Genomic DNA, 20183 nt, shown 5'->3' with positions numbered 1-20183 from the left:
GGGACGTGGGTGACGAGTCACCGGCAGAGATCCCGGTACTCCTGCTCGGGCACGCCCACGTCCGTGAAGATGTCCCATGCCTGCTGCCTCATCAGCGCCGCGGCGGCGCCGTCGGTCTTCCGGTGGGCGTCGGCGAGTGCCAGGAGGGTGCGGGCCTCGCCGAGGCGGTGGCCGGTCTCGCGGTGCAGGGCGAGGGCCTGTCGGCCGAGGGAGACGGCCGTGGCATGGGCCGACTCGGACTCCGCTGTCGAGCGCAGGGCGGTCAGGGCGGTCAGGGCCTGACCTTCCACGACGCGGAAGGAGCTTTCGCGGGCGAGGGCCAGTGCCTGTTCGGCGTGGCTGCGGGCCTCGTCGTGGCGGCCTACTTCCTTGTAAGTGAGCGAGAGGCTGACGAGGCTGTCCGCTTCGGCGCGTTTGAATCGTGCCTCGCGAGCCAGGGCGAGAGCCCGCTCGTCGCTCCGCAGGGCCAGGTCCGGACGGGCCAGTTTTCGGTGGGCCGCGGCGACGGTATTGAGGATGCCGGACTGGACCCAGTACCGCTTCGTGTCCCTGACCATGGCGAAGGATCGCTCGGCCTGCTCCAACCCCTCTTCGTGGCAGCCGAGTTCGAGGTTGATCTTCGCCATGGCGTCGAGCATCATCGCGTGGCCGTTGCGGTAACCGGCCCTTTTGTCGGAGGCCACCTCCGCGCCGAGGAGGTCGAGCCCCTCGGTGAGACGGCCGAGCTCCCAGTAGACCGCGCCCAGAGCCTGCAGGGACGAGCCGGCGTCCCACCAGCTGACCTCTGCCTCCAGGCCGACGGCGCGTTCGAGGTGGTCGGCGGCCTCGTGCAGCCGGCCCAGATCCCGGCAGGCCATACCGAGGCCGACCATCCCGAACCCCACGAAGTAGCGATGCCCGGCCTCCCGGAAGATGCGCAGGCCGAGGCTGAAATCGTCGTGCGCTGCTTCGAGGCGCGCCATGCTCCACCGCGTGAAGCCTCTGAGGCCGAGACCCGACGCCTCGCCCGCCGCCCAGCCGAGTTCCCGGCTGATGTCCAGTGCGTGTGCGGCGTGCTCCATCGCCTGCCGGACATGCCCCCGGTCCCACCGTGCCGCCGCCAGGCAAGAGTGCATCGCCGACTGGCCGTACAGGTCGCCCTCGGCCTCGGCGGCGTCCAGAGCCGTCTGTGCGGTGGTCTGCCACGTCTTGCGCGACAGATGGATCCAGAACTGACTGAACAGTGCGGAGGTCAGGTACCAGGCGACGGGGCGGGGACCGTGGCGGCCGGCATGGTGGATGACGGCCAGCAGATTCGCCCGTTCCGCGTCCAGCCACTGTTCGGGTTCGGCGGTCGACGGTAGGCCCGGGCCCTCGCCGGGGCGGAGGCCGCCGGGCAGTTCAGGGAAGAGTCCGGTCCCCGCGGCGGCACGCGTCGCGTCCAGGTACCAGATCAGCAGCCGTTCCAGTGCGGCGTCCCGGTCCGAGGCGGTCTCCTCCGCCAGCGCCCGTTCCTGCGCGTACTCGCGGAGGAGATCGTGGAAGCGGTAACGGCCCGCCATCGCGGGTTCGATCAGATGCGCCGTGGACAGGGCGCCGAGCAGTCGGCGGGCCCGCGGCAGTGGCGCGTCCAGCAAGGCCGCCGCCGCCTCGGCGGTGAAATCCGCTCCGGGGAACAGGCCGAGCAGGCGAAACAGCCTGCGCGCGCCGGGCGCCAAGACGCCGTACGACACCGAAAACGCCGTACGCAAAGGCGAGTTGGCGCCACCGTCCGAACCGTACGATCCGTCCGACTCAAGCGCCTCCAGCCTGTTTCCCTCGGTCATCTCGGCGACCAGGTCGGCCGTCCGCAGGCCCGGGTCGCCCGCCAGCCGGGCGGCGGCCACGCGCAGAGCCAGCGGAAGGGCGCCGCACAGGCCGATCAGCTCGTCGACCGCGCTCTCGTCGGCGACGACCCGGTCCGCGCCGAGTGCCCGGCCGAGCAGGGCACGGGCCTCGTCCGGCTGGAGGAGGTCCAGCGGGAGGGCGTGCGCACCGTCGCGGACGACGAGGTCGCCGAGCCGGTTGCGGCTGGTCACCACGACGCAGCAGGTCGGGCCGGACGGCAGCAGCGGACGCACCTGCTCCGCGGAGGCGGCGTTGTCCAGCAGGACGAGCATGCGCCGGCCGGCCAGCAAAGTCCGGAACACGCGGCCCTGGGCCTCGTGGTGCGGGGGGATCTCCGATGCCGCGAGCCCCAGGCTGCGCAGCAGCAGTTCGAGTGCCTCGCCGGGTTCGAGGGGCTGCCGGTCGTGGTCGAAGCCGTGCAGGTTGACGTACAGCTGGCCGTCCGGGAACCGGTCACGCACCCGATGCGCCCAGTGCACGGCGAGCGCGGTCTTGCCGATGCCGGCGGCGCCGCCGATGGCGGAGATGACGACGGTGTTCGCCGCGCCGTGATTCTGCTCCTGCTCGGGCGGGAGCAGGGCGTGGAGCCGGGCGAGTTCGCCGGTGCGGCCGGCGAATCCTGCCGCGTCATGGGGGAGTTCGGCGGGCACGGCGCTCTCGCGCGGCCCGGACGACGCCGGCGAACGCAGCAGGAAGGCGTCCTCCTGGTGCAGCACCGCTTTGTGGACCGCGCGCAGTTCCTCACCGGGGTCGGCGCCGAGCTCGTCCCGCAGGCGTACGCGCATGTCCTCGAAGGCGTTCAGTGCCTCCGCCTGACGGCCGCAGCCGTACAGGGCCCGAATCCGCAGAGCCGCCACCGACTCGTCGTAGCGGTCGGCCGTCGAGGAGGCCGGCACCCCACCGAGGTCGTCGAGGGCATCCCCGTAACGGCCCAGCAGAAGCAGGCACTTGAGCCACTCCAGCCGGAGCGTTCGCCGACGCTCCTCCCATCGCCGCCTCTCCTCCTGCGCGAACGGTCCCGGCAGGCCGGCCAGCGGCTCGCCCCGGAACAACTCGACGGCCGCGGAGAGCTGATCGGCCGCGGTGGCCAGATCGCCGGACGCGACGGTCCGCATCGCCTGGCCGCCCCGCTCCCGCAGATCCGCCGTGTCGAGCAGGACGCCCTCGACGGCGAAGCGGTACCAGCCCTTGCCGCTGCGGATCACCGACTCCGCGGGCGGGGTGCCGTCCGGATCGAGCACTCTGCGCAGCGAGTTGACATGCGTGGGCAGCACTTTGCGACCGCCCGCGGGCGGCTCCTGCCCCCACACCGCGTCGAGCAGCCGCTCATGACTCACCACGGCTCCTTGGCGCAGCAGCAGCGCGGCCAGCACGGCCAGCCTCTTGGCGGGCCCCAGCTCCAGTGGCGTCCCGCCCCGCCAGGCCCGCAACGGCCCGAGCACCTCGATCCGAAGCTGCTGAGGAGATCCCCCGTACACCCCGAAGCCTCCGCTTCCCACGTCGTCCGCGCCATCCGCGCCATCCGCATCATTGAAAGTTCATCGGCATTGCAGCACGCCCGGCCACGGTGAGGGACACGGCATCGCACAACCCGCACAATCCGCACAGCCCAAAGGGGGCCCGCATGACCGAAGTGGAGTTGGTGGCCACCGCGTTGGCCACAGGAGCGGCGACCGACCTCACCGGCACCTCCCGTGGAGTCGTCCACGACCTCCACACCGCACTGAGAGAGGCCGTCCGCAGGCGGCTCGCCGGTGGCGGCGACGGGGTACGGGGCGCCTACGGCGTACGGGTGCTGGACGCGTACAAGACGGACCCCGACGTGTGGCGGACCCGGCTGCTGCAGGTCCTCGCCGCCGGCATGGAGATGGACGAGGAGATCCTCGGGACGGCCCGCGCCGTGCTCCGCGCGGATCGCCGGGCAGGACACATCACCGTGGGCTTGGCGTCCTCGGACGCGGGCTGAAGCGAGCGATGCTGCCGAGGGGTTCGACGCGCTCGTCGCCCCCGGCCCCGTTCCGGGCGCGTCGGCGGTGGCGGAACAGGGCGACGGCCCGGGCGGTGACGACCGAGGTGGAGGCGAGGCCACCGGCCGCCGCGCAGACGACCAGGGCAGGCCAGGCGTACGTCGTCTGCGCCAGGGTTCCGGAGCGGTTCATCAACAGGCCCAGCAGCGAGGCGAGTTGGGTGAGGAAGGGAACCGGGAGCGCCTGGGGCAGCAACCGAAGGGCCGTACGCCACCAGGGTCGCCGGGCGGTGTGCCGCGCCCATCGACCCGCCCGCAGGACGCCGCGGATGCCGAGACCCGCCGCCAGCAGGGTCAGCGCGGCCAGGACCCAGTCCGCCGTCATCGAGAAGGGCTCGGCCACCTCGGGGCTCTTGCCCCGTGCGAGCTCGACGAGGCCCATCGAGATCTGGGCGGCGTCGTCTCCGGAGATCAGGCCGGTGTGCTGGATCTCCTCGGTCCCGTCGTCGTGCCGGTACCGCGTCCAGCCCATCGCGTAGTCCGTGTCGCCCGGCACCTTTGGCGGGGTGTGTGTGAGCCGGATGGTGCGTGCGGTGGCGATGCGGCGCCCGTCGGCGGACACGCCCTGGTTGTTCTGGGCGATCAGCCACTGGGAGAGGTCGTCTGCGGTGGTGACGACACCGTGGCCGCCGGCGGTGAACCAGCGGGGGTGCGCACGGGAGAACGTCGTCGCGCCAACGCCGCCATCGCCCGGGAGCTGTACGTCACCGAAGCGGCGGTGAACAAGCACGTCAGCAGCATCCTCCAGAAACTGGAACTGCACCTCGACGGCCAGGGACACCGCCGCGTCCTCGCCGTCCTCACGTACCTCCGCTCGTGACCGGCGACGAGCGGAGCGGTCCGCCAGTGCCCGGTCGTTGGGCGGGCTGAGTACACTCCGTCGCCTGGCGGGACCGTCGGCAGCGCGGCGCGGCGCGGCGCGGCGGGGCGGGCGGGTGAGGCGAGGGGTGGGCGGTGCTGGTGACGCCGGAGGCCGGGGACAGGATCGCCGACCGGTATCTCTTGCAGGAGCCCATCGGGACAGGCGGGATGGGCGTCGTCTGGCTGGCCTGGGACGAGCGGCTCGACCGGCGGGTCGCGGTCAAATGCGCGCGCCTGGCCGACGAACGGGCCACGCGACGGCTCATGGGCGAGGCGCGCAACGCCGGACGGCTGCACCACCCGAACATCGTGGGCGTCTTCGACTTCGTCGAGGAGGGCACCGGCTGCTGGATCGTCATGGAGTACGTCCCCTCGCGCAGCCTGGCGCAGATCGTGACGGAGAGCGGCCCGCTCACGCCCGAGGAGGCCGGGTCGATCGGCTGCCAGATCGCGGCCGCGTTGGCGAAGTCCCACCGCGAGGGCGTGGTGCACGGCGATGTGACGCCGGAGAACATCCTCGTCACCGACGACGGTGTCGCGAGGCTGACCGACTTCGGGATCTCGCGGGCCCTGTGGAGTGACGTCACACAGAGCGCGACGGGCGGTGTGCCCGGCAAACCCCGGTATCTGGCACCGGAGTTGGCCAAGGGGCAGCCCGCGAGCGAGAAGTCCGACGTGTTCTCCCTGGGCGCCTCCCTGTTCTCGGCGGTCGAGGGCCGGTCGCCGTACGGGGAGGCCGAACACCTCATGGCGTACCTGGCCCGGGCCGTCGGGGGACACATCGAGCCGATGCTGCGGGCCGGTCCGCTGGAGGGCCCGCTCACCGCCCTGCTGGAGGTGGAGCCCCGGAGCCGGCCCGACGCCGCCAGGGCGCAGAAGCTGCTGACGCGCGCGGCACCTCCGCCCCCGCACATACAGGAGCAGCTACACGAGAAGCAGTCCCGCGAGGAGCAGTCGCACGACAGCCGTATGCGGGCCCTCAGTTCCCGAACGCCGCCCCGGTTGCTGAGACTCGTCCGCCGTCCGCAGGACTCGACGCCCTTCATGCTTCATTCGCCACGGCCCGTACGCCGACGCCGCCACCCCTTGGTGATCACGGGGGCGGCGCTGGCCGCGGCGGGCGCGCTCACGGCCGGGCTCGTTCTCTTCGGCCCGTGGGCCTCGAAGGACGGGGGAGACGAGGGCGCCAAGGGCGGCCGTACCGGCGCGACGGGCACGACCGACGCGACCGACGCGAAGTCCTCGGCCACGAGGCAGGCCGGCGCCATCGGCGACGAGCGTACGGCGGACCCCTGCGGGCTGCTCGACGCCGCCTCGCTGAGCCGCTTCGGCGACACCGCACTGGACCCCGACCACGGGGAGATCGACCGGTGTGACGTGGTGCTGCGCAACAACAGCGGTGACGACAACGCGGACATCCAGGTCAACCTCGACTCGGACCAGGACGACTTCGACGACATCGGGTCCGCCCGCCTGGTCGACGGCCTCACGGTCGTGACGCTCAAGCGCGACGGGAGGACCTGCGAACGGGCCGTCCTGACCACCGACGGCAAGCAGATCCGCGTCATCGGTAAGCAGCTCGCCGAACTGGCGCCCGACCCCTGCCAGATGGCCGACTCCGCGACCGATCACGTGGTCGGCGTGCTGGCCGGGGGCCCGGTCCCTCGGCGTTCGTCCTCACCGGCGCCGAACTCCCTGGCCCGCCTCGACACCTGCACGCTGCTCGACGCCACCGAACTCAAGCGGCTTCCCGGCGTCCAGGTGGACAACCGGGACCGCGGCTTCGGCTCCTGGGACTGCGACTGGTCGAGCGACGACGGTCACCGCGAGGTGGAGATCCAGTTCAGCCGGGACGACTCGCTGGACGCCGACGACGGAACGCCGGTGAACGTCGCCGGCACGAAGAGCTACGTCATCGCGGACGAGGCGGAGCCCGACAGCTGCACCGTACGGACCCCGCACCGCACCTACACGGCCTCGACCGGCGACCGCATCACGGAACTCTTCCAACTGACCGTGTACGCCCCATGGCCGACCGGGCAACTGTGCGGCGCCGCCGAGGAGTTGGCGGAAGACGTCGTACGGAACATCGCGAAGCGACAGCCGGAGTAGCGACAGCCGGAGAGGTGACGTGACCGAGCGGGGAACCCCCGCTCCGGGCTCACCTCACATCGACGAAGTCGGCCAGTCCGGACCTGGCCTGGGTGAGGGACGTACCCGCGAAGTCGTAGCGGTACTGGCCGTCCACCGTCGCCTTCACGGTGGCCGTGGCCCAGCCGTTGCGGTCGGTCTTGACCTTCTTCAGCGTGGTCCAGGCGCCGCTCGTGCCCTTGCGGAACTGGAGCAGCACCTGGTGCCCGATGAGGGGCACGTCCTTGTGCTTCTCCCAGCTGGCGACGATCATCCGCGCCTTGACCGTGACGTCCTTGCCCTTCTTCACCGGCTCCGGGGTGGCGTTGGCCAGCGACAGGTGGGTCTTGCGCTTGATGCGTGCCAGGGGCAGGTATTCCTCGCGGGTGACGTTGCCCTCGCCGTCGACGGCCTTGAAGTTGATGCCCCAGGCACCGGCGAGGGCGTTGCTCTTGAGGTTCGTGTACGGGTCGGCGTACATGACGGCCTCGCACTTGGACCAGTACTCGTCGACCTTCACGCAGTGGCTGGAACCGACCTGCGCGATGCGCCCGTCGACTTCCGCCTCGGTCGCTCCGTGCTGCAGCTCGAACGACACGCTCTGGATGCCCGACGAGTCGTGGAACATCGCGGAGATCGGGAACTTGACCTTCCGTGCGGCCTCGACGACAACGGTGTAGTCGCGGTTCTGGTTGACCTCGATGTCCCTGATCTCTGTGGGCGTGTCGTCCTGCTCGGCCCCGGCGGCCGGAGCGGCGAGAGCGGTGACGGCCAGGGCGGCGCTGAGGGCAGCGGCGATGGCGGTGGCGACGGTGGCGCGTATGCGCATGGTGTGGTTTCCCCCACGCTTGATGAATTGGGTGGTGACTTCACCTGCGTCAGACAGAGGGGGAGTGTGGGGGGTTGTGCAACATTGCCGAACCGCCCCATTGCTTAACCTGGCCTTCTCCTTGGGTTGGTGGAGACATCGACTGAGGGCCAACTCGGGCCAACTTCCCTACCTGGACAACTCCTAGGATGTGGCATGACTGACTTCGGTGACGACGAATTCCGGTACCCCTTCGAGGCGCGCTGCGCCAATATCCTTCAACAGATCGGACAAACCGCAGAGTTCGAGGTTCACCTGGCGCAATTCGACGAGATCGTCCATCTCTTGGACGTCGCCGAGCACGTCTTCGAGGACCTCGCCGAGGATGATGGCCTGCCGTTCAGCCCGCGGGTTCGGGAGTGCTTTTTCCGCTACGGTGCGATCGAGGCGGCCTGGCGGTCCCGGCGCCCTGATACGGGGCTCGTGGGCGAGTTCAAGCTCCACCACATCACGAGCGCTCTCAGCAATCGCATGGACAAGATCTGGAAGGGCGAGGACGACTCGGAGCGCGCCCTGTACAGCGAGCTGCGGATCTTCGACGACACACCCCAGACCGGCAGCGGCCGCATGGCCCTGCTGCGCGCGACCCCGGGCACGACCGATCCCGAGGTCTGGTTCTTCGACATGCGCCAGGGCGCGATGCCCATGGAGCTGGACTACCCGGCCTATTTGGAGACGTTGCTCGTCACCAAGGGCGTGATCGGCTGGCAGTACCTGTACTGCGAGCCGGAGCTCTGCGGTGAGGGGTTCTTCCCTTGCGGGGACGCGCTCACGGAAATGCTCGACGTCCTGCCCCGGCTCTTCCCCGATCACGACTACACGGATTTGCGAGCCCGACTTGAGGAACGCCTGTGACGGGCTGCGCAAGGAGCGTCATGGTGTGAGGGCCTTCAGACACAACGCCTCCACGGTCTGCGTCACTTCCTCGACCGTGCGCCCCGGCTGCGGTTCGAGCAGTGCCCCGTGCAGCTGCGCTTCCACGCCCTGCACCAGAAGGATCGCCGTGAGGCCCGTGTCGGGGCCGCCCACTCCCAGTCGGCGTAGGTGGAACTCGACCTCGGCGGCGATGCCGCGTTGAACCTCGCGCAGTTGGGCGGCGGCCTCCGCCGGGCGCGGGGCCTGGTCGTACAGCAGCCGGTGCATCCGGGGGCGGGCCAGGTGCAGGTCGGCCAGGGTCTGCACCAGCCCTCCCGGAGGCGCCGCGAACCGACGCCGTACTGGCCGACGCTGCGGCGACAGGGACTGCTGGACCCTGCCGCGGACAACGACGTACCCCTGCTCGCCGCGAACGGCGCGCACGACCAGTTCATCCCGCGCGGCGACACCACCCGCCTGGCCGCCCTCCCGAACACCAAGGTATGGATCGTGCCGGGCGCCACCCACTGCGCCGCCGAACACATCCGGCCGCTGCTGGCGGCCACCTGGGCCTGGCTGCTGACCCGCCCGGCCTTCCGCCACCGCCCGGCGGCACGCACCGCGCGATCGGACCGATGAGCGGTCCGTTGCAGGGCGGGCCCGCTCACGACTCATCGAATATGGGTCAGGGCAGCGGCCGCGACGGACGCCCCTGCGGGGCACGTTGCATCCTGCGATACCCCGGGTTCCGGAATGGTCGTGGTGCCGATCAAGCGATCGACATCGTGCACCGCGACGAAGATGAAGCAGATCCTCTGAAACTCGGCCTGGATGGCCTGGTGCTGCCCCACCGGCACCTGCGTGACGCGCCCGTTCTTGGTCATGGTCTTCGCGTAGGACAGGGGTAGGTCCAGTGCGAGGCTGACGTTCTGGCCTGCCAACTTCCAGTGGCACGTGGGCCCGTGCTTGCCGGACTCCTGTTTCCCCCGGCCGCTGATTTCGAGGGCGGCGAGGTCGCGCCCGTCGAGGGCGAGGCAGGGCCGCGCCGCCAGCTGCGCCTGGGTGTATTTGCTCGGCTGCTGTGAGGCGGAGGCGGAGGACGAGGAGGAGGGGGAGGCGGAGGACGGGGAGGAGGCCGAGGGCGCTGGATGGGAGGAGGACGATGGCTGCGGCGCGCCTTGCCCGCTCGAACACCCGGCGCTGGGCAGGCTCACCGCAAGTACGAGCACAAGTCCGGCTTTTCGGCGGGAGCGCCCGCCCCGGGGACGCTGATCAAGATCGAATCGCGGCATATCGGCACGGTAGCGGCGCCGTACCGGGACCGGTCCCGGATGCTCGTCCCTAGCATCGGCCGACGACAGCAGCCGCATGCGGCACCCACGACCGGCCTCAAGGGGAGTCAAGTGCCGCGCGTGCTGAAGGCTCCTGTGAAGGGGGATGGTCATGGCCCAGGTACGCGAGGGGGCACGGCTAGGGGCTTGGGCCGTCAGCGGGGTCATCGGCCTGGCGGTGTTGTACGTGATCGGGGTGTTCGCCTTCGGCGGCGCGGGGTGGATCACCGCCCCGTTCCGCGGTGAGGCGGACAAGCGCGAGAACACCGTCGGCTCGGGCGAGTTCCGTCAGACCACGTACGAGGAGTTCTTCGATCTGTGCGAAGCCGTGCAGAACGCCGAAGGGACGATCCAGGCGCTCCAGGAGGAGCGGAAGGCCGCTTCGGAGACCCGTACGACGCAGATCGACCAGTCGATCACCGCGCTGAAGGCCACGCGGATCGAGTCGGTCAACGCCTACAACTCCAAGGCCGCCCAGGAGCACCGCGCACCCTTCCGCGACAAGGATCTGCCGTACCGGCTGGATGCCGGCGCCGAGCGCACGACGTGCACCAACTGATCCCCATCTCATCCCGGGAAGAGGGCAGCACCGCATGAAGAACTTCGCACGCATGGCCCAGGCCACCGTCGTCGCGCTCGCTGTGGGCCTTGCCCTGACGTCCTGCACCGACGACTCCAGTCAGGACAAGGAGAACAAGGCCAAGCAGGAGAACTACGACTACCTCGTGGCCCGGCAGCCGGCGGGCCGCATGGAGTACTCGCCGACCCGCGAGGCGATCAATCAGTGGGTCAAGACGTGGGGGAAGCGGGGCAAACTCTCGTACGTCTACATCCAGAACGCCAAGGGCGAGTACGGGTACTTCATCATGAAGGGCCTGCCGGTGCCGCGCTGCAAAATGCTCACTCCGACGGAGCGGGTGGAGTCCTCCTCCAACGGCGTCGCGGTCCTCGCGCAGCCCGGCATGGACGGCACGTACTCGTCGGGTTCCACCTGCAACGCCTACTACGGTTTCGACGCCACCACGGGCGCGTACATGGAGTTCACAGTCGGCACGAACCAGTCGTTCTTCCTGTTCGACAAGCCCATGACGATGCCGGAATACGCCAGCGCCAAGCAGTTGGGGCCGACCTCGGTGAAGGACGTCGAGTAGCGACCTTGAGCGGTCGGGGCCGGTTGGAAGAGTTTTCGCCTCCGTGTGCCGTCAAGCGGCGTCGATCACCCGGCCGGCTTGAGCGCCAGAACGGCATTGGCCGACAGCGAGCCGAAGCGGCCCGTCGAAGTTCCGCTCGACGAAGTACCACGCCGGCCACTCGGGCACTCGGGCACTACGGCTTTTCGGAAAGGCGAATCGACATGGTTGTGTTGATTCTTGTACTTCTCCATGCCGTGATATTTGGCGGCGCCTGAAGACGTCACGTGGCGCATAGTCGAAATTAAAAGTGGTGTGGGACGGAAAACGGTGGGCACCCGGCCTGTCGAGGGGCGCCCACCGAAAATTCCGGACGGGCCTCCTCGGTATTCAACGCGCTACAAGGGCGCTACAAGGGGAGGATTTGCATGACGGACAACATATGGGGTTACCCGGCCGAGTCGGGTCACCAGACGGGGACGGACCTGACCGGCTTCAAGGTCGAGGCGAGCGACGGCTCGATCGGCAAGGTCGACAAGCACTCCGAGGACGTCGGAGCCGCGTACATCGTCGTCGACACCGGAGTGTGGATCTTCGGCAAGCAGGTTCTGCTCCCTGCGGGTGTCATCTCGTCCATCGACATCGCGGGGCGGACGATCCACGTCGGCCGTACCAAGGACGAGATCAAGAACTCCCCCGAGTTCGACAAGGACAAGCACGTCGGTGACCCCGGCTACCACGAGCAGGTCGGCGGCTATTACGGAGACCTCCGAGCCTGACCGTCATTCCGCAGCACACAGGGGCGGGCGCCGGCGTTGTGCCGGTGCCCGCTTTCGCTGCGGCCGGGCAGTACCAGCCCCGAGGAAGCGAGAAAGCCGTGCGCGAGCGCCGTCCGGAAGCCCCCGGCCCCGTCCCCGACGAACCTCCCGGCTGACGCTCCGCGCGCCGTGGGAGCCGAGACGGGCGACGCTGTAAGGGACGCCCCGTGACCGTCACCAGGGCTCATCCATGTTCCGTCGTACGCAGGGAGAGTGAGCCTGATGGCCACCGTGTCTCTCACCAGCAGGAGGTAGACCTCCACCGCGGGACGAGGCGGTGACGAGGCGGAAGGCCGTACGCACGTAGGTAACCCACGAGGAGATGAGCGGCATGGTGCAGATCGGGTACACGATGATGACCGAGCAGGCCGGTCCGCGGGAGCTGGTGGGACATGTCGTCGGCGCCGAGCGCGCCGGCTTCGACTTCTCGGTCACGTCCGACCACTACTTCCCCTGGCTGGAGTCCCAGGGCCACGCCTCCTACGCGTGGAGCGTGCTCGGTGCCGCCGCGCAGGCCACCGAACGCATTCCCCTGATGACGTACGTGACGTGCCCGACGACCCGCTACCACCCGGCGGTCGTCGCCCAGAAGGCGGCCACCATGCAACTCCTCTCCCAGGGGCGGTTCCGTCTGGGACTCGGTTCCGGCGAGAACCTCAACGAGCATGTGGTGGGCGGAGGCTGGCCCGCCGCGCACGTCCGGCTCGGGATGCTGGAGGAGGCGGTGGAGATCATCCGCTCGCTCTTCGCGGGGAAGAACGTCAACCACCACGGTGTGCACTTCGACGTCGAGAACGCCACGTTGTGGGATCTGCCCGACGCGCCCCCGCCGATCGGTGTCGCCGTCTCCGGCGACCGCTCGTGCGAACTCGCAGGTCACCTGGCCGACTTGCTGATCGCCACCGAGCCCCGGCCGGAACTGACCGCCGCGTTCGACCGCCACGGCGGCACGGGCAAGCCCAAGGTCGGCCAGCTGCCGATCTGCTACGACACCGACCGCGACGCGGCGATCGCCCGCGCCCACGACCAGTTCCGCTGGTTCGGCGGCGGCTGGCCGGTCAACTCGGAACTCCCCGGACCGGCCGCGTTCGCGGGTGCGACACAGTTCGTACGGCCCGAGGACGTGGCCGAGTCCATTCCCTGCGGCGACGCTGTGGAGGCGGTCGTCGAGGCCGTACGTCCCTACGTCGACGCGGGGTTCACCGAGGTCGCGCTCGTCCAGATCGGCGGCGATCACCAGGAGCCGTACCTGGAATGGGCCGAACAGAAGCTGCTGCCCGCCCTCCGAGAACTGTGAGAGGGCGAGGACACCCGCGATGACCACGAAGCGCGCCGCGATCTTCGACGTCGACGGAACGCTGGTCGACACCAACCACCTGCACGTCGTCACCTGGTGGGAGGCGTTCAGACAGGCGGGCCGCCACGTCCCGATGCGCGACATCCACCGGGCCGTGGGCCTCAGCGGCGGCGACCTGCTGGACCACCTGCTCGGCGATGGCAACGACCGCGATCCCGATGAGGACGAACAACTCGCCGCAGCCCACCACGCCCTCTACGCCACGTTCTTCGAACGACTGCCGGCGCTGGACGCGGCGGGCGACCTGCTGCGCGCACTGGCCGGGCGGGGCTGGGAGATCGTACTGGCGACCTCGGCGAGCGGCGCGGAACTCTCCGCGCTACGGCGAGCCATCGACGCGGACGACGTCATCCTCGGAGCGGCCAGCGCGGACGACGTCGCCGACGGCAAACCCGCCCCCGACCCGGTCCGACAGGCCAGGGAACTCACCGGCGTACCGGGCGAACGAGCCGTGTTCGTCGGCGACACCGTCTGGGACATGAAGGCCGCCGTACGGGACGGAGTCGTCCCGGTAGCGGTGCTGTCCGGCGGGATCCCGCGCGCGGACCTGGAGAAGGCCGGTGCCCACGCGGTGTACCGGGACCCCGCCGACCTGTTGGGACACCTGGACTCCAGCGTCTTCGCCGACAGGGAGTGAACGACGACCGCGGAGGGACGAGGTCGGCCGGCGGTTGAGTACGGAGTCGTCCTGGGGGTGGGCGCACCTTGTCGCTCTGGTCTGGTCCGCGGGACCGGTGAAGAAGGCGGCTGAGCGACGCATCGCCCAGGCCGACGCCGTGGGGATGTGGCGGCGCCCGATGGCCCACCTCGGCGCGTACGCCCCGATGCGGCCGGAAGAGCCGGCCGGCCTCGCCGCTGGGATGTCGACCTCGACACCCTGCGCATCCGGGCTTCCGGTTCTACGACGAGCAGCAGGAGGAGGCCGCCGCCTGGCTGGACGCCACGGTCCGGAGGGCTCGGGCCGCTCGGGCCACTCGGGAGGCCGGCGCCCGGACGAAGCCCGACGAGCCTTCTGGCACGAATCTGGCATGCGACGACTGATCACGGCGGGCAGCAAAAAGGCCCGGGTCTCTGATTTCGCGGTGGCGTAGCCCCGCTACTCCACGTAGTTGTTGACTACTCCAGGTAGTCCCCCGGTAAAGAGCATCGCTCCACCCGCACCGGGCCAGGGACCCGGTGGGCGGAGTGGCTTTGGCCGACCTAGCGGGCGGGTGACCCGTTCTGGGCGTGCGACGCGGACTGCCACGCCTGCAGGCCCGCACGGGACGCTTCCTTTGCCTGCTGCCACTTCATGGCCGCCTGCTGGGCCGGGGGCACGTCCATGTCACGGACCATGCGCCGACCTGCGGAGACCACGGCGAAGGCCGCGATGGTCATGCCGGCGCACGCCACCACGGCACCGACCGCGGTGAGCACGGCACCGGTTGTGACGAGACGGGTGTCGATCTCCATTGTCCGTTGGGACTGGTGGTGGTGATGGTTCATGACTCCACCATCCAACGAGGGGAACCACATCGCATCCCGACGGGAACCGCCCTGGGCGTGCTCACCGCGACCGCGCGGCTGAACGGGCCGGCGGCACTCGACCGTAGCTTCGACACAACTTGTTCCGACTGCACGAACTGGGCTTGATCACCGCGGAGGGCGGCCCGGCACGGCGCAGGAAGTGCAGCACGCTGCCGGCCGAGTCGAGGGCCGAGATCTCCATGCCTCGGTGGCCAGTTGGAGACCTGCGCTGAGCCGTGACGGCGACGATCACCAGGTTCGCCCCGATGCTGTGCCTGATTCCGCGCTGCCTCTTGGGTGTCACCACCCGGTGCGCAGCAGATGGTTGAGCAGCAGCGCGAGTACCGCCTGAGCGGCCAGCCAGGCGCGGGGTCGGGTGAGGAACGCGCAGGCCGGCAGCAGCCACACCGCGAAGGGGAGCCAGATGCGTTCCGTCTCGGCCTTGCTCATGCCGGACAGGTCGGCCGCCAGGAGAGCGAGGAGGGCGGCGGACACGAGAAGGGCGAGGCGGATGTGGCCAGGGGGTTCGGTGCGTCGCCGGAGCAGCACGGCGCCCGTCCGCCGTAGCCCCGGTGCCGTCGCCAGGCCCGTGATCAGGACCGCGCAGGCGAGGTTCGCCCACACCCAGTAGCCGTAGGGGCGGATGCCGCCCACGCCCTGGTGGTAGCGCGTGACCAGAAGCCGGTACGCCTCCCACCAGTCGAACCCGGCAAGGGTGAAGGCGGTCGGCACGACGGCCAGACCGGCGAGCAGCGCCGCGAGCAGCATGGGCCGCTCCCGGACGTGCCGTCGGCCGAGCACAAGCACCGCCGCGCCGATGAGGGCGACGAGGGTGAGGCCGTACGAGAGGTAGCAGGTGAGCCCGAAGAGGAGTCCGGCCGCTACCGCCCTCCCCCACTCTCGGCTTCGACCGAGCGGGGGGACCCCCATCGACGACCTTCCGGTGACCGCGAGTGCCAGCAGCGCCACGGCCCACGCCGCGACCGCCGCGAAGTACGCGTCGGCCGAGGTGCCCATCCACACCGCGGCCGGGGCCAGGACCAGGAAGGGCGCCGCTCGTCGCGCGAGGCTCTCACCGGCCAGTGCCCGTACCGCGACCAGCACGGCCACGCATGCCGTCGCGCCGACGGCGATGCACCACACCCCGGCCCAGCCGCCGCCCCTCAGGCCGATCCGGTCGAGGAGGACGAAGGTGAGCGTCGCCGCCGGGGGGTGCCCGGCGACATGGGCCGGCCAGTTGTCCGGAGACTCCAGAAGGATGTGGTGGGTGAAGTCCCGCAGGGCGGCCGGGATGTCGTCGAAGCGGTCGATGACCTGGAGGTACTCGTGGGGGGTGGTGAGCCGGCCCGCGATGCCCCGCTGCCAGCCGTCGATCAGGGCGAGGGAGGCGATCCAGGCCGTTGCCGTCGCCCAGGCCGTCGCGAGCAGGGCCCGCCAGGGCAGCCGGGCGGCGAGGACCGGGCCGTATGCCACCACGGCCGCCGCCACGAGGACGGCGGCCGGGGTGCCGGGGCCGACGTGTGGGGCCCAAGTGGCCAGCAGCGGTGGCCAGTTGACGAACAGGGTGTGGTGGGCGTGCTGGATGTGCCGTCCGACCAGTACGGCCGCCGTGACGAGGAGGGCGGCGGCCAGGGCGGCGTACAGATCGCGGAGGAGGGGGCGGGTCACATCCGCACGCTAGGCCGGGTGATGGGGTGAAGTACCTCCGTCCGGGCCGGACGTCAGCGTTTCGTCATGGGTCGCGGAGCCGTTGCGGGGGTGTGTCGGACCTACGGTCGAGCCATGACACGGTCTCCTTCCTCGCCGGGTTTCTGGCGCAGCCCCCTGCGCGGCCCGTGGCTGACATCGGTGCTGGGCGTCGTCCTGCTCGGCGGGATCACGGTGCTGTTCGTGACGGGGCTGGTGTCCTACGCCGCCTACAACCCGAACCTGGCTCCGGTGAACGACAAGACCCCGGACAAGGGGATCCTCGGCTTCTACCTGTTCTCCTGGCCGACGGATCCGCACTGGCTGTACCGGCTGAACCAGGGTGTTCACGTCACGCTCGGCGTCACCCTGATCCCGGTGCTGCTGGCCAAGCTGTGGTCGGTGATCCCGAGGCTGTTCGCCCTGCCGCCGGCCCGCTCGCTCGCGCACGCCCTTGAGCGGATCTCGCTGCTGTTGCTGGTCGGAGGCGCGCTGTTCGAGTTCGTGACGGGCGTGCTCAACATCCAGCTGGACTACATCTTCCCGGGGTCCTTCTACACCCTGCACTTCTACGGGGCGTGGGTGTTCTTCGCCGCGTTCGTCGCACACGCCGTCCTGAAGGCGCCCATGGCGCTGCGCAATCTGCGGCACCTGCGGGAGGAGAAGGACGACCTGGTGTCCCCGCGCCCGGATCCGCCGACCGTCTCCCGGCGTGGTGCCCTGTGGTTCGTCGGGGGCGGCTCGCTGCTGCTGTTCGCGACCACGGTCGGGCAGAGCTTCGACGGGCTGCTGCGGCGCACCGCCCTGCTGGCCCCGCACGGGGGAGCCGACCCGGGCAGCGGCCCGAACGGCTTCCAGATCAACAAGACGGCCCGGTACGCCGGAATCGATACGGCCGAGACGACCGAGGACGCGTGGCGCCTCGTCGTGACCGGACGCACCGGCACCGTCCGCCTGAGCCGCGCCCAGCTGGCCCGGCTTCCCCTGCACAGCGCGGCGTTGCCCATCGCCTGCGTCGAGGGCTGGTCGACGTCCGACCAGTGGTGGCGCGGCGTGCGGCTGCGCGACCTCGCCGCGCTCGTCGGGTACGACGACGATCCGCCGGACGTGCTCGTCGAGTCCCTCCAGCGGCGCGGCGCCTTCCGCCGTGCCGCCCTGCGGGCCAACCAGGTCGCCGACCCGCGCTCCCTGCTCGCCCTGTACGTCAACGGCGAGGAGCTCTCCCCCGACCACGGCTTCCCGGCGCGGATCATCGTGCCCGCGGCGCCCGGCGTGCTGAACACCAAGTGGGTGGCCCGTATGACGTTCGGAGACCTCTGATGCCCCGACCGATGCCTCGACTGACGCTCCGATCGCCGATCCCTGTCGGCAGCCCGTTCCAACTTCTGCTGCTCGCCGCCTCGTTCGCCCTCGTCGGCTACGCGGGCGTCCGCCTCCTCGCCGACGACTGGTTCGGGGTGGCGGTGTGGTTCGTGGGGGCGGCGCTGCTGCACGACCTCGTCCTGCTGCCGCTGTACGCGGTGGCGGACCGGTCCGTCGTACGGGGGCTCGGTGCGGTCGGACGCAGGGAGTGGGTGATGTACGTCCGTGTCCCGGCAGCGTTGTCCGGCCTGCTCCTGTTGGTGTGGTTCCCGCTGATCGGCGGGATGGTGGACCGGCGTTACCGCCTGGGCACCGGACTGTCTCCGGAGGGCTTCCTGGCCCGCTGGCTGCTGATCACCGCCGTGCTCTTCGGCGCCTCGGCGCTGCTCCTGGCGCTGCGGCTGCGCAGGGCGACGAAGCAGCGCCCGCCGGCCGTCCACTGACCGACAGCCCTCCACCCCGCCCTGCGTGCATGCCGCAGCAGGGCCGGGGTACCGAGCCGCGCCCAGGGGAACGCGCCGTCCGATCCACAGCTGTGGATGACGTCGACGACCTGCACCTCGACACGCTCGTCGATGTCCACCGGAGCGGTCTCGGCGATCAGCAGGCCGCCGGGGGAGAGGAGTCCGGCCACCCGGTCCAGCAGGGCCCGTGGATCTCCGCCGATGCCGACGTTGCCGTCCATGAGCAGGACGGTGCCCCAGCGGCCCTCGCCGGGCAGGGAGTCGAAGACGGAGCGCCGCAGTGCCTGGCCCCCGAGCCGTACGGCGTGGTGGACGGCGGTCTCGCTGACGTCGATGCCGAGGGCGGTCCTGCCGCGGGCGGCGAGTTCCGCGACCAGCCGCCCGGGTCCGCAGCCGACGTCCAGCACGGCGCCCTCGCACCGGTCCAGTACGTCCAGGTCGACCCGGTCGGCATGGGCGCACCAACGTTCGACGTCGAGCGGCAGCAGCCAGCCGTCGGCGCGGCGCAGGAACAGTGGGCCCCGGCCGGCGCGCAGGGCGGTGGCGTACGGGTCGGCGACGGCCCAGGCGGAAGGCGTCGTGGTCATGGGCGCGTCACCGCCCGGCACCGGGCCAGCCGTGCCGCGAACTTCCCGCGCGGGGCGAGTGCGGCGACGGCGTGGGCGTCGGCGGCCGTGTCGACGTCCCGCAACCGCGGCAGGTCCCGCACGCGCAGCCCCGCGCGCACCAGCCGCTCCCGTTGTACGGCGCCGGTGACCGGCGTCGACATGGGCACGCCCCGGAGCAGGGCGGGATCGGGCTCCGCCAGCCCGAGGGCCCAGAAGCCACCGTCCTCGGCCGGACCGAAGTACGCGTCGCAGTCCGCGAAGTCGACGGTGAGCAGCTGAGGCGTCACCTGCGGGGTGTCCATGCCGATCAGCAGGGCGGGGCCGTCGCACCCGGCGAAGGCGGCCGCGAGCCGTTCGTCGAGACCGCCCGCGCACTGCCGTACGACGTCGAAGCCGGGCGGAAGCCAGGGACCGGGAGCGCCGTCAAGCACGAGGACGCGGCGGGCGGCGGGCGTGGCGGCCACGGCCAGCAGGGTGTCGGCGAGCGCGGCTTCCGCGAGTGCCGCAGCTTCCGGTGGCGTGAACGGCGGGGTGAGCCGGGTCTTGACCCGGCCCGGCACAGGTTCCTTGGCGATGACGAGGAGGGTGGTCACCGGGCCGTCCTCTCGCGTACGGGTGCTTCGTTCAGCACGCGGCTCATGTCCCGCACCGCCTGCCAGGTGCCGCGCCAGGTGCCCGTCACCTTGGAGGCGCCGGTGCGGGGCAGGTAGGGGACGTCGTGCTCGGTGATGCGCCAGCCCGCGTCGGCGGCGCGGACCACCATCTGGAGCGGGTAGCCGCTGCGCCGGTCGGTGAGGCCGAGGGCGAGCAGGGGCTCTCGGCGGGCGGCGCGCAGGGGGCCGAGGTCGTGCAGGCGCAGACCGGTGCGGCGGCGCAGCAGCAGGCTGAGCGCGAGGTTGCCGGCGCGGGCGTGCGCGGGCCACGCGCCGCGACCGCTCGGCCGCCTTCGCCCGAGGACGAGGTCGGCGGCGCCCTCACGCACTTCCCGCACGAAGGGCGCGAGCAGTGCCGGGTCGAGGGAGGCGTCGCAGTCACAGAAACAGACGACGTCGGCGGTCGCCGCGCTGATCCCGGCGTGGCAGGCGGCGCCGAAACCCCGGCGGGGCTCGTGCACGACGGTCGCGCCGAGTGCGCGGGCGATGTCCGCGGAGCCGTCGGAGGAGCCGTTGTCGACGACGATGGCCCGCCAGCCTGCTGGGATGCGGGCCAGGACCCAGGGGAGGGCCTCGGCCTCGTCGAGGCAGGGGAGCACGACATCCACGGTGTTCGTGTCGGTGGTCACGGCTTTCACCCTACGAATCTGAACGGGACATAT

At 70.7% G+C, this 20183-nt stretch carries 22 protein-coding genes and 1 pseudogene; 11 read left to right on the top strand and 12 right to left on the bottom strand.

Features of this window, described 5'->3' with window-relative positions:
- Positions 1–17: 17 nt before the first annotated feature.
- A complete protein-coding gene (locus tag ACIA8X_RS02375; protein WP_399457597.1) occupies positions 18–3365 on the bottom strand; it encodes a BTAD domain-containing putative transcriptional regulator in 3348 nt (1115 codons plus the stop codon).
- Positions 3366–3490: 125 nt separating this feature from the next.
- Between ACIA8X_RS02375 and ACIA8X_RS02370 the strand changes: the two genes are divergently transcribed.
- A complete protein-coding gene (locus ACIA8X_RS02370; RefSeq protein ID WP_399457596.1) occupies positions 3491–3832 on the top strand; it encodes a hypothetical protein in 342 nt (113 codons plus the stop codon).
- Here ACIA8X_RS02370 and ACIA8X_RS02365 read toward each other — a convergent pair.
- Positions 3798–4622 carry a hypothetical protein gene (locus ACIA8X_RS02365; protein ID WP_393454788.1) on the bottom strand — a complete coding sequence of 275 codons (825 nt, stop codon included), beginning with the start codon at positions 4620–4622 and terminating at the stop codon, positions 3798–3800. The two genes, ACIA8X_RS02370 and ACIA8X_RS02365, sit on opposite strands and share 35 nt — an antisense overlap.
- Between ACIA8X_RS02365 and ACIA8X_RS02360 the strand changes: the two are divergent.
- Together ACIA8X_RS02360 and ACIA8X_RS02355 are read left to right on the top strand one after the other, a co-directional pair.
- A pseudogene (locus ACIA8X_RS02360) lies at positions 4563–4712 on the top strand (LuxR C-terminal-related transcriptional regulator); the annotation flags it as partial. The gene ACIA8X_RS02365 and the pseudogene ACIA8X_RS02360 overlap by 60 nt on opposite strands.
- Before the next feature lie 134 nt (positions 4713–4846).
- A complete protein-coding gene (locus tag ACIA8X_RS02355; RefSeq protein WP_393454579.1) occupies positions 4847–6865 on the top strand; it encodes a protein kinase in 2019 nt (672 codons plus the stop codon).
- A 49-nt stretch (positions 6866–6914) separates the two neighbouring features.
- Here the strand turns inward: ACIA8X_RS02355 and ACIA8X_RS02350 are convergent, their stop codons facing one another.
- Together ACIA8X_RS02350 and ACIA8X_RS02345 are read right to left on the bottom strand one after the other, a co-directional pair.
- Positions 6915–7712 carry a hypothetical protein gene (locus ACIA8X_RS02350; protein WP_393454582.1) on the bottom strand — a complete coding sequence of 266 codons (798 nt, stop codon included), beginning with the start codon at positions 7710–7712 and terminating at the stop codon, positions 6915–6917.
- 183 nt (positions 7713–7895) lie between these two features.
- Positions 7896–8198: a hypothetical protein gene (locus ACIA8X_RS02345; RefSeq protein ID WP_393454585.1), complete on the bottom strand. Its 303-nt coding sequence runs from the start codon at positions 8196–8198 to the stop codon at positions 7896–7898.
- A gap of 24 nt (positions 8199–8222) precedes the next feature.
- Between ACIA8X_RS02345 and ACIA8X_RS02340 the strand changes: the two genes are divergently transcribed.
- Positions 8223–8606: a hypothetical protein gene (locus ACIA8X_RS02340; RefSeq protein WP_393454588.1), complete on the top strand. Its 384-nt coding sequence runs from the start codon at positions 8223–8225 to the stop codon at positions 8604–8606.
- An 18-nt stretch (positions 8607–8624) separates the two neighbouring features.
- On the opposite strand, the gene ACIA8X_RS02335 is transcribed toward ACIA8X_RS02340, so the two are convergent.
- Entirely contained in the window at positions 8625–8933 is a 309-nt protein-coding gene (locus tag ACIA8X_RS02335) for a hypothetical protein (RefSeq protein ID WP_393454591.1), read from the bottom strand.
- Between ACIA8X_RS02335 and ACIA8X_RS02330 the strand changes: the two genes are divergently transcribed.
- A complete protein-coding gene (locus ACIA8X_RS02330; protein ID WP_393454594.1) occupies positions 8910–9245 on the top strand; it encodes a hypothetical protein in 336 nt (111 codons plus the stop codon). The two genes, ACIA8X_RS02335 and ACIA8X_RS02330, sit on opposite strands and share 24 nt — an antisense overlap.
- A gap of 32 nt (positions 9246–9277) precedes the next feature.
- Here ACIA8X_RS02330 and ACIA8X_RS02325 read toward each other — a convergent pair whose 3' ends face one another.
- A complete protein-coding gene (locus ACIA8X_RS02325; protein ID WP_399457595.1) occupies positions 9278–9898 on the bottom strand; it encodes a DUF3558 family protein in 621 nt (206 codons plus the stop codon).
- A 145-nt stretch (positions 9899–10043) separates the two neighbouring features.
- Here ACIA8X_RS02325 and ACIA8X_RS02320 point away from each other — a divergent pair, with 145 nt between their 5' ends.
- Together ACIA8X_RS02320 and ACIA8X_RS02315 are read left to right on the top strand one after the other, a co-directional pair.
- Positions 10044–10496: a hypothetical protein gene (locus ACIA8X_RS02320; RefSeq protein ID WP_393454600.1), complete on the top strand. Its 453-nt coding sequence runs from the start codon at positions 10044–10046 to the stop codon at positions 10494–10496.
- Positions 10497–10530: 34 nt separating this feature from the next.
- Positions 10531–11088, top strand: a complete 558-nt coding sequence (locus ACIA8X_RS02315) for a hypothetical protein (RefSeq protein ID WP_393454603.1) — start codon at positions 10531–10533, stop codon at positions 11086–11088.
- A gap of 65 nt (positions 11089–11153) precedes the next feature.
- Here the strand turns inward: ACIA8X_RS02315 and ACIA8X_RS02310 are convergent, their stop codons facing one another.
- A complete protein-coding gene (locus ACIA8X_RS02310; protein ID WP_399457594.1) occupies positions 11154–11321 on the bottom strand; it encodes a hypothetical protein in 168 nt (55 codons plus the stop codon).
- 174 nt (positions 11322–11495) lie between these two features.
- Between ACIA8X_RS02310 and ACIA8X_RS02305 the strand changes: the two genes are divergently transcribed.
- The 3 genes from ACIA8X_RS02305 (at position 11496) to ACIA8X_RS02295 (ending at position 13879) form a co-directional block, all read left to right on the top strand.
- A complete protein-coding gene (locus ACIA8X_RS02305) occupies positions 11496–11846 on the top strand; it encodes a PRC-barrel domain containing protein (protein ID WP_393454609.1) in 351 nt (116 codons plus the stop codon).
- A gap of 370 nt (positions 11847–12216) precedes the next feature.
- On the top strand, positions 12217–13182 hold the full coding sequence (locus tag ACIA8X_RS02300; protein WP_399457593.1) for an LLM class F420-dependent oxidoreductase: 966 nt from the start codon (positions 12217–12219) through the stop codon (positions 13180–13182).
- Between the two features lie 19 nt (positions 13183–13201).
- Positions 13202–13879 (top strand): HAD family hydrolase, encoded by a 678-nt coding sequence (locus ACIA8X_RS02295; protein ID WP_399457592.1) that lies wholly within the window; start codon positions 13202–13204, stop codon positions 13877–13879.
- 563 nt (positions 13880–14442) lie between these two features.
- Here ACIA8X_RS02295 and ACIA8X_RS02290 read toward each other — a convergent pair.
- Both ACIA8X_RS02290 and ACIA8X_RS02285 read right to left on the bottom strand, forming a co-directional pair.
- Positions 14443–14727 carry a hypothetical protein gene (locus ACIA8X_RS02290; protein ID WP_393454617.1) on the bottom strand — a complete coding sequence of 95 codons (285 nt, stop codon included), beginning with the start codon at positions 14725–14727 and terminating at the stop codon, positions 14443–14445.
- A 321-nt stretch (positions 14728–15048) separates the two neighbouring features.
- Positions 15049–16416, bottom strand: coding sequence for a hypothetical protein (locus ACIA8X_RS02285; protein WP_399457591.1), 1368 nt, complete (start codon positions 16414–16416; stop codon positions 15049–15051).
- A gap of 114 nt (positions 16417–16530) precedes the next feature.
- On the opposite strand from ACIA8X_RS02285, the gene ACIA8X_RS02280 reads away from it, so the two are divergent.
- Positions 16531–17754 (top strand): molybdopterin-dependent oxidoreductase, encoded by a 1224-nt coding sequence (locus ACIA8X_RS02280; RefSeq protein ID WP_393454623.1) that lies wholly within the window; start codon positions 16531–16533, stop codon positions 17752–17754.
- A 340-nt stretch (positions 17755–18094) separates the two neighbouring features.
- Here ACIA8X_RS02280 and ACIA8X_RS02275 read toward each other — a convergent pair whose 3' ends face one another.
- Genes ACIA8X_RS02275 through ACIA8X_RS02265 form a run of 3 tightly spaced genes read right to left on the bottom strand, consistent with a single transcriptional unit; the run spans position 18095 to position 20159 of the window.
- Positions 18095–18847, bottom strand: a complete 753-nt coding sequence (locus ACIA8X_RS02275) for a class I SAM-dependent methyltransferase (RefSeq protein ID WP_393454626.1) — start codon at positions 18845–18847, stop codon at positions 18095–18097.
- On the bottom strand, positions 18844–19461 hold the full coding sequence (locus ACIA8X_RS02270) for a DUF2064 domain-containing protein (RefSeq protein WP_393454629.1): 618 nt from the start codon (positions 19459–19461) through the stop codon (positions 18844–18846). Before ACIA8X_RS02270 ends, ACIA8X_RS02275 begins: the two co-directional genes overlap by 4 nt.
- Positions 19458–20159: a glycosyltransferase family 2 protein gene (locus ACIA8X_RS02265; protein ID WP_399457590.1), complete on the bottom strand. Its 702-nt coding sequence runs from the start codon at positions 20157–20159 to the stop codon at positions 19458–19460. Before ACIA8X_RS02265 ends, ACIA8X_RS02270 begins: the two co-directional genes overlap by 4 nt.
- Between the last annotated feature and the right edge of the window lie 24 nt (positions 20160–20183).

Source organism: Streptomyces sp. NPDC051738 (genome assembly GCF_044453205.1).
Classification (GTDB): domain Bacteria; phylum Actinomycetota; class Actinomycetes; order Streptomycetales; family Streptomycetaceae; genus Streptomyces.
The sequence above is the reverse complement of the archived record's forward strand: the minus strand, read 5'-3'. Positions and strand labels throughout refer to the sequence as shown.

Bases quoted from the DNA above. Each gene is read 5' to 3' on its own strand.
- ACIA8X_RS02370 (WP_399457596.1), top strand. From the start codon at position 3,491: ATGACCGAAGTGGAGTTGGTGGCCACCGCGTTGGCCACAGGAGCGGCG.
- ACIA8X_RS02350 (WP_393454582.1), bottom strand. From the start codon at position 7,712: ATGCGCATACGCGCCACCGTCGCCACCGCCATCGCCGCTGCCCTCAGC.
- ACIA8X_RS02340 (WP_393454588.1), top strand. From the start codon at position 8,223: ATGGACAAGATCTGGAAGGGCGAGGACGACTCGGAGCGCGCCCTGTAC.
- ACIA8X_RS02325 (WP_399457595.1), bottom strand. From the start codon at position 9,898: ATGCCGCGATTCGATCTTGATCAGCGTCCCCGGGGCGGGCGCTCCCGC.
- ACIA8X_RS02320 (WP_393454600.1), top strand. From the start codon at position 10,044: ATGGTCATGGCCCAGGTACGCGAGGGGGCACGGCTAGGGGCTTGGGCC.
- ACIA8X_RS02315 (WP_393454603.1), top strand. From the start codon at position 10,531: ATGAAGAACTTCGCACGCATGGCCCAGGCCACCGTCGTCGCGCTCGCT.
- ACIA8X_RS02310 (WP_399457594.1), bottom strand. From the start codon at position 11,321: ATGGAGAAGTACAAGAATCAACACAACCATGTCGATTCGCCTTTCCGA.
- ACIA8X_RS02305 (WP_393454609.1), top strand. From the start codon at position 11,496: ATGACGGACAACATATGGGGTTACCCGGCCGAGTCGGGTCACCAGACG.
- ACIA8X_RS02300 (WP_399457593.1), top strand. From the start codon at position 12,217: ATGGTGCAGATCGGGTACACGATGATGACCGAGCAGGCCGGTCCGCGG.
- ACIA8X_RS02295 (WP_399457592.1), top strand. From the start codon at position 13,202: ATGACCACGAAGCGCGCCGCGATCTTCGACGTCGACGGAACGCTGGTC.
- ACIA8X_RS02290 (WP_393454617.1), bottom strand. From the start codon at position 14,727: ATGAACCATCACCACCACCAGTCCCAACGGACAATGGAGATCGACACC.
- ACIA8X_RS02280 (WP_393454623.1), top strand. From the start codon at position 16,531: ATGACACGGTCTCCTTCCTCGCCGGGTTTCTGGCGCAGCCCCCTGCGC.
- ACIA8X_RS02275 (WP_393454626.1), bottom strand. From the start codon at position 18,847: ATGACCACGACGCCTTCCGCCTGGGCCGTCGCCGACCCGTACGCCACC.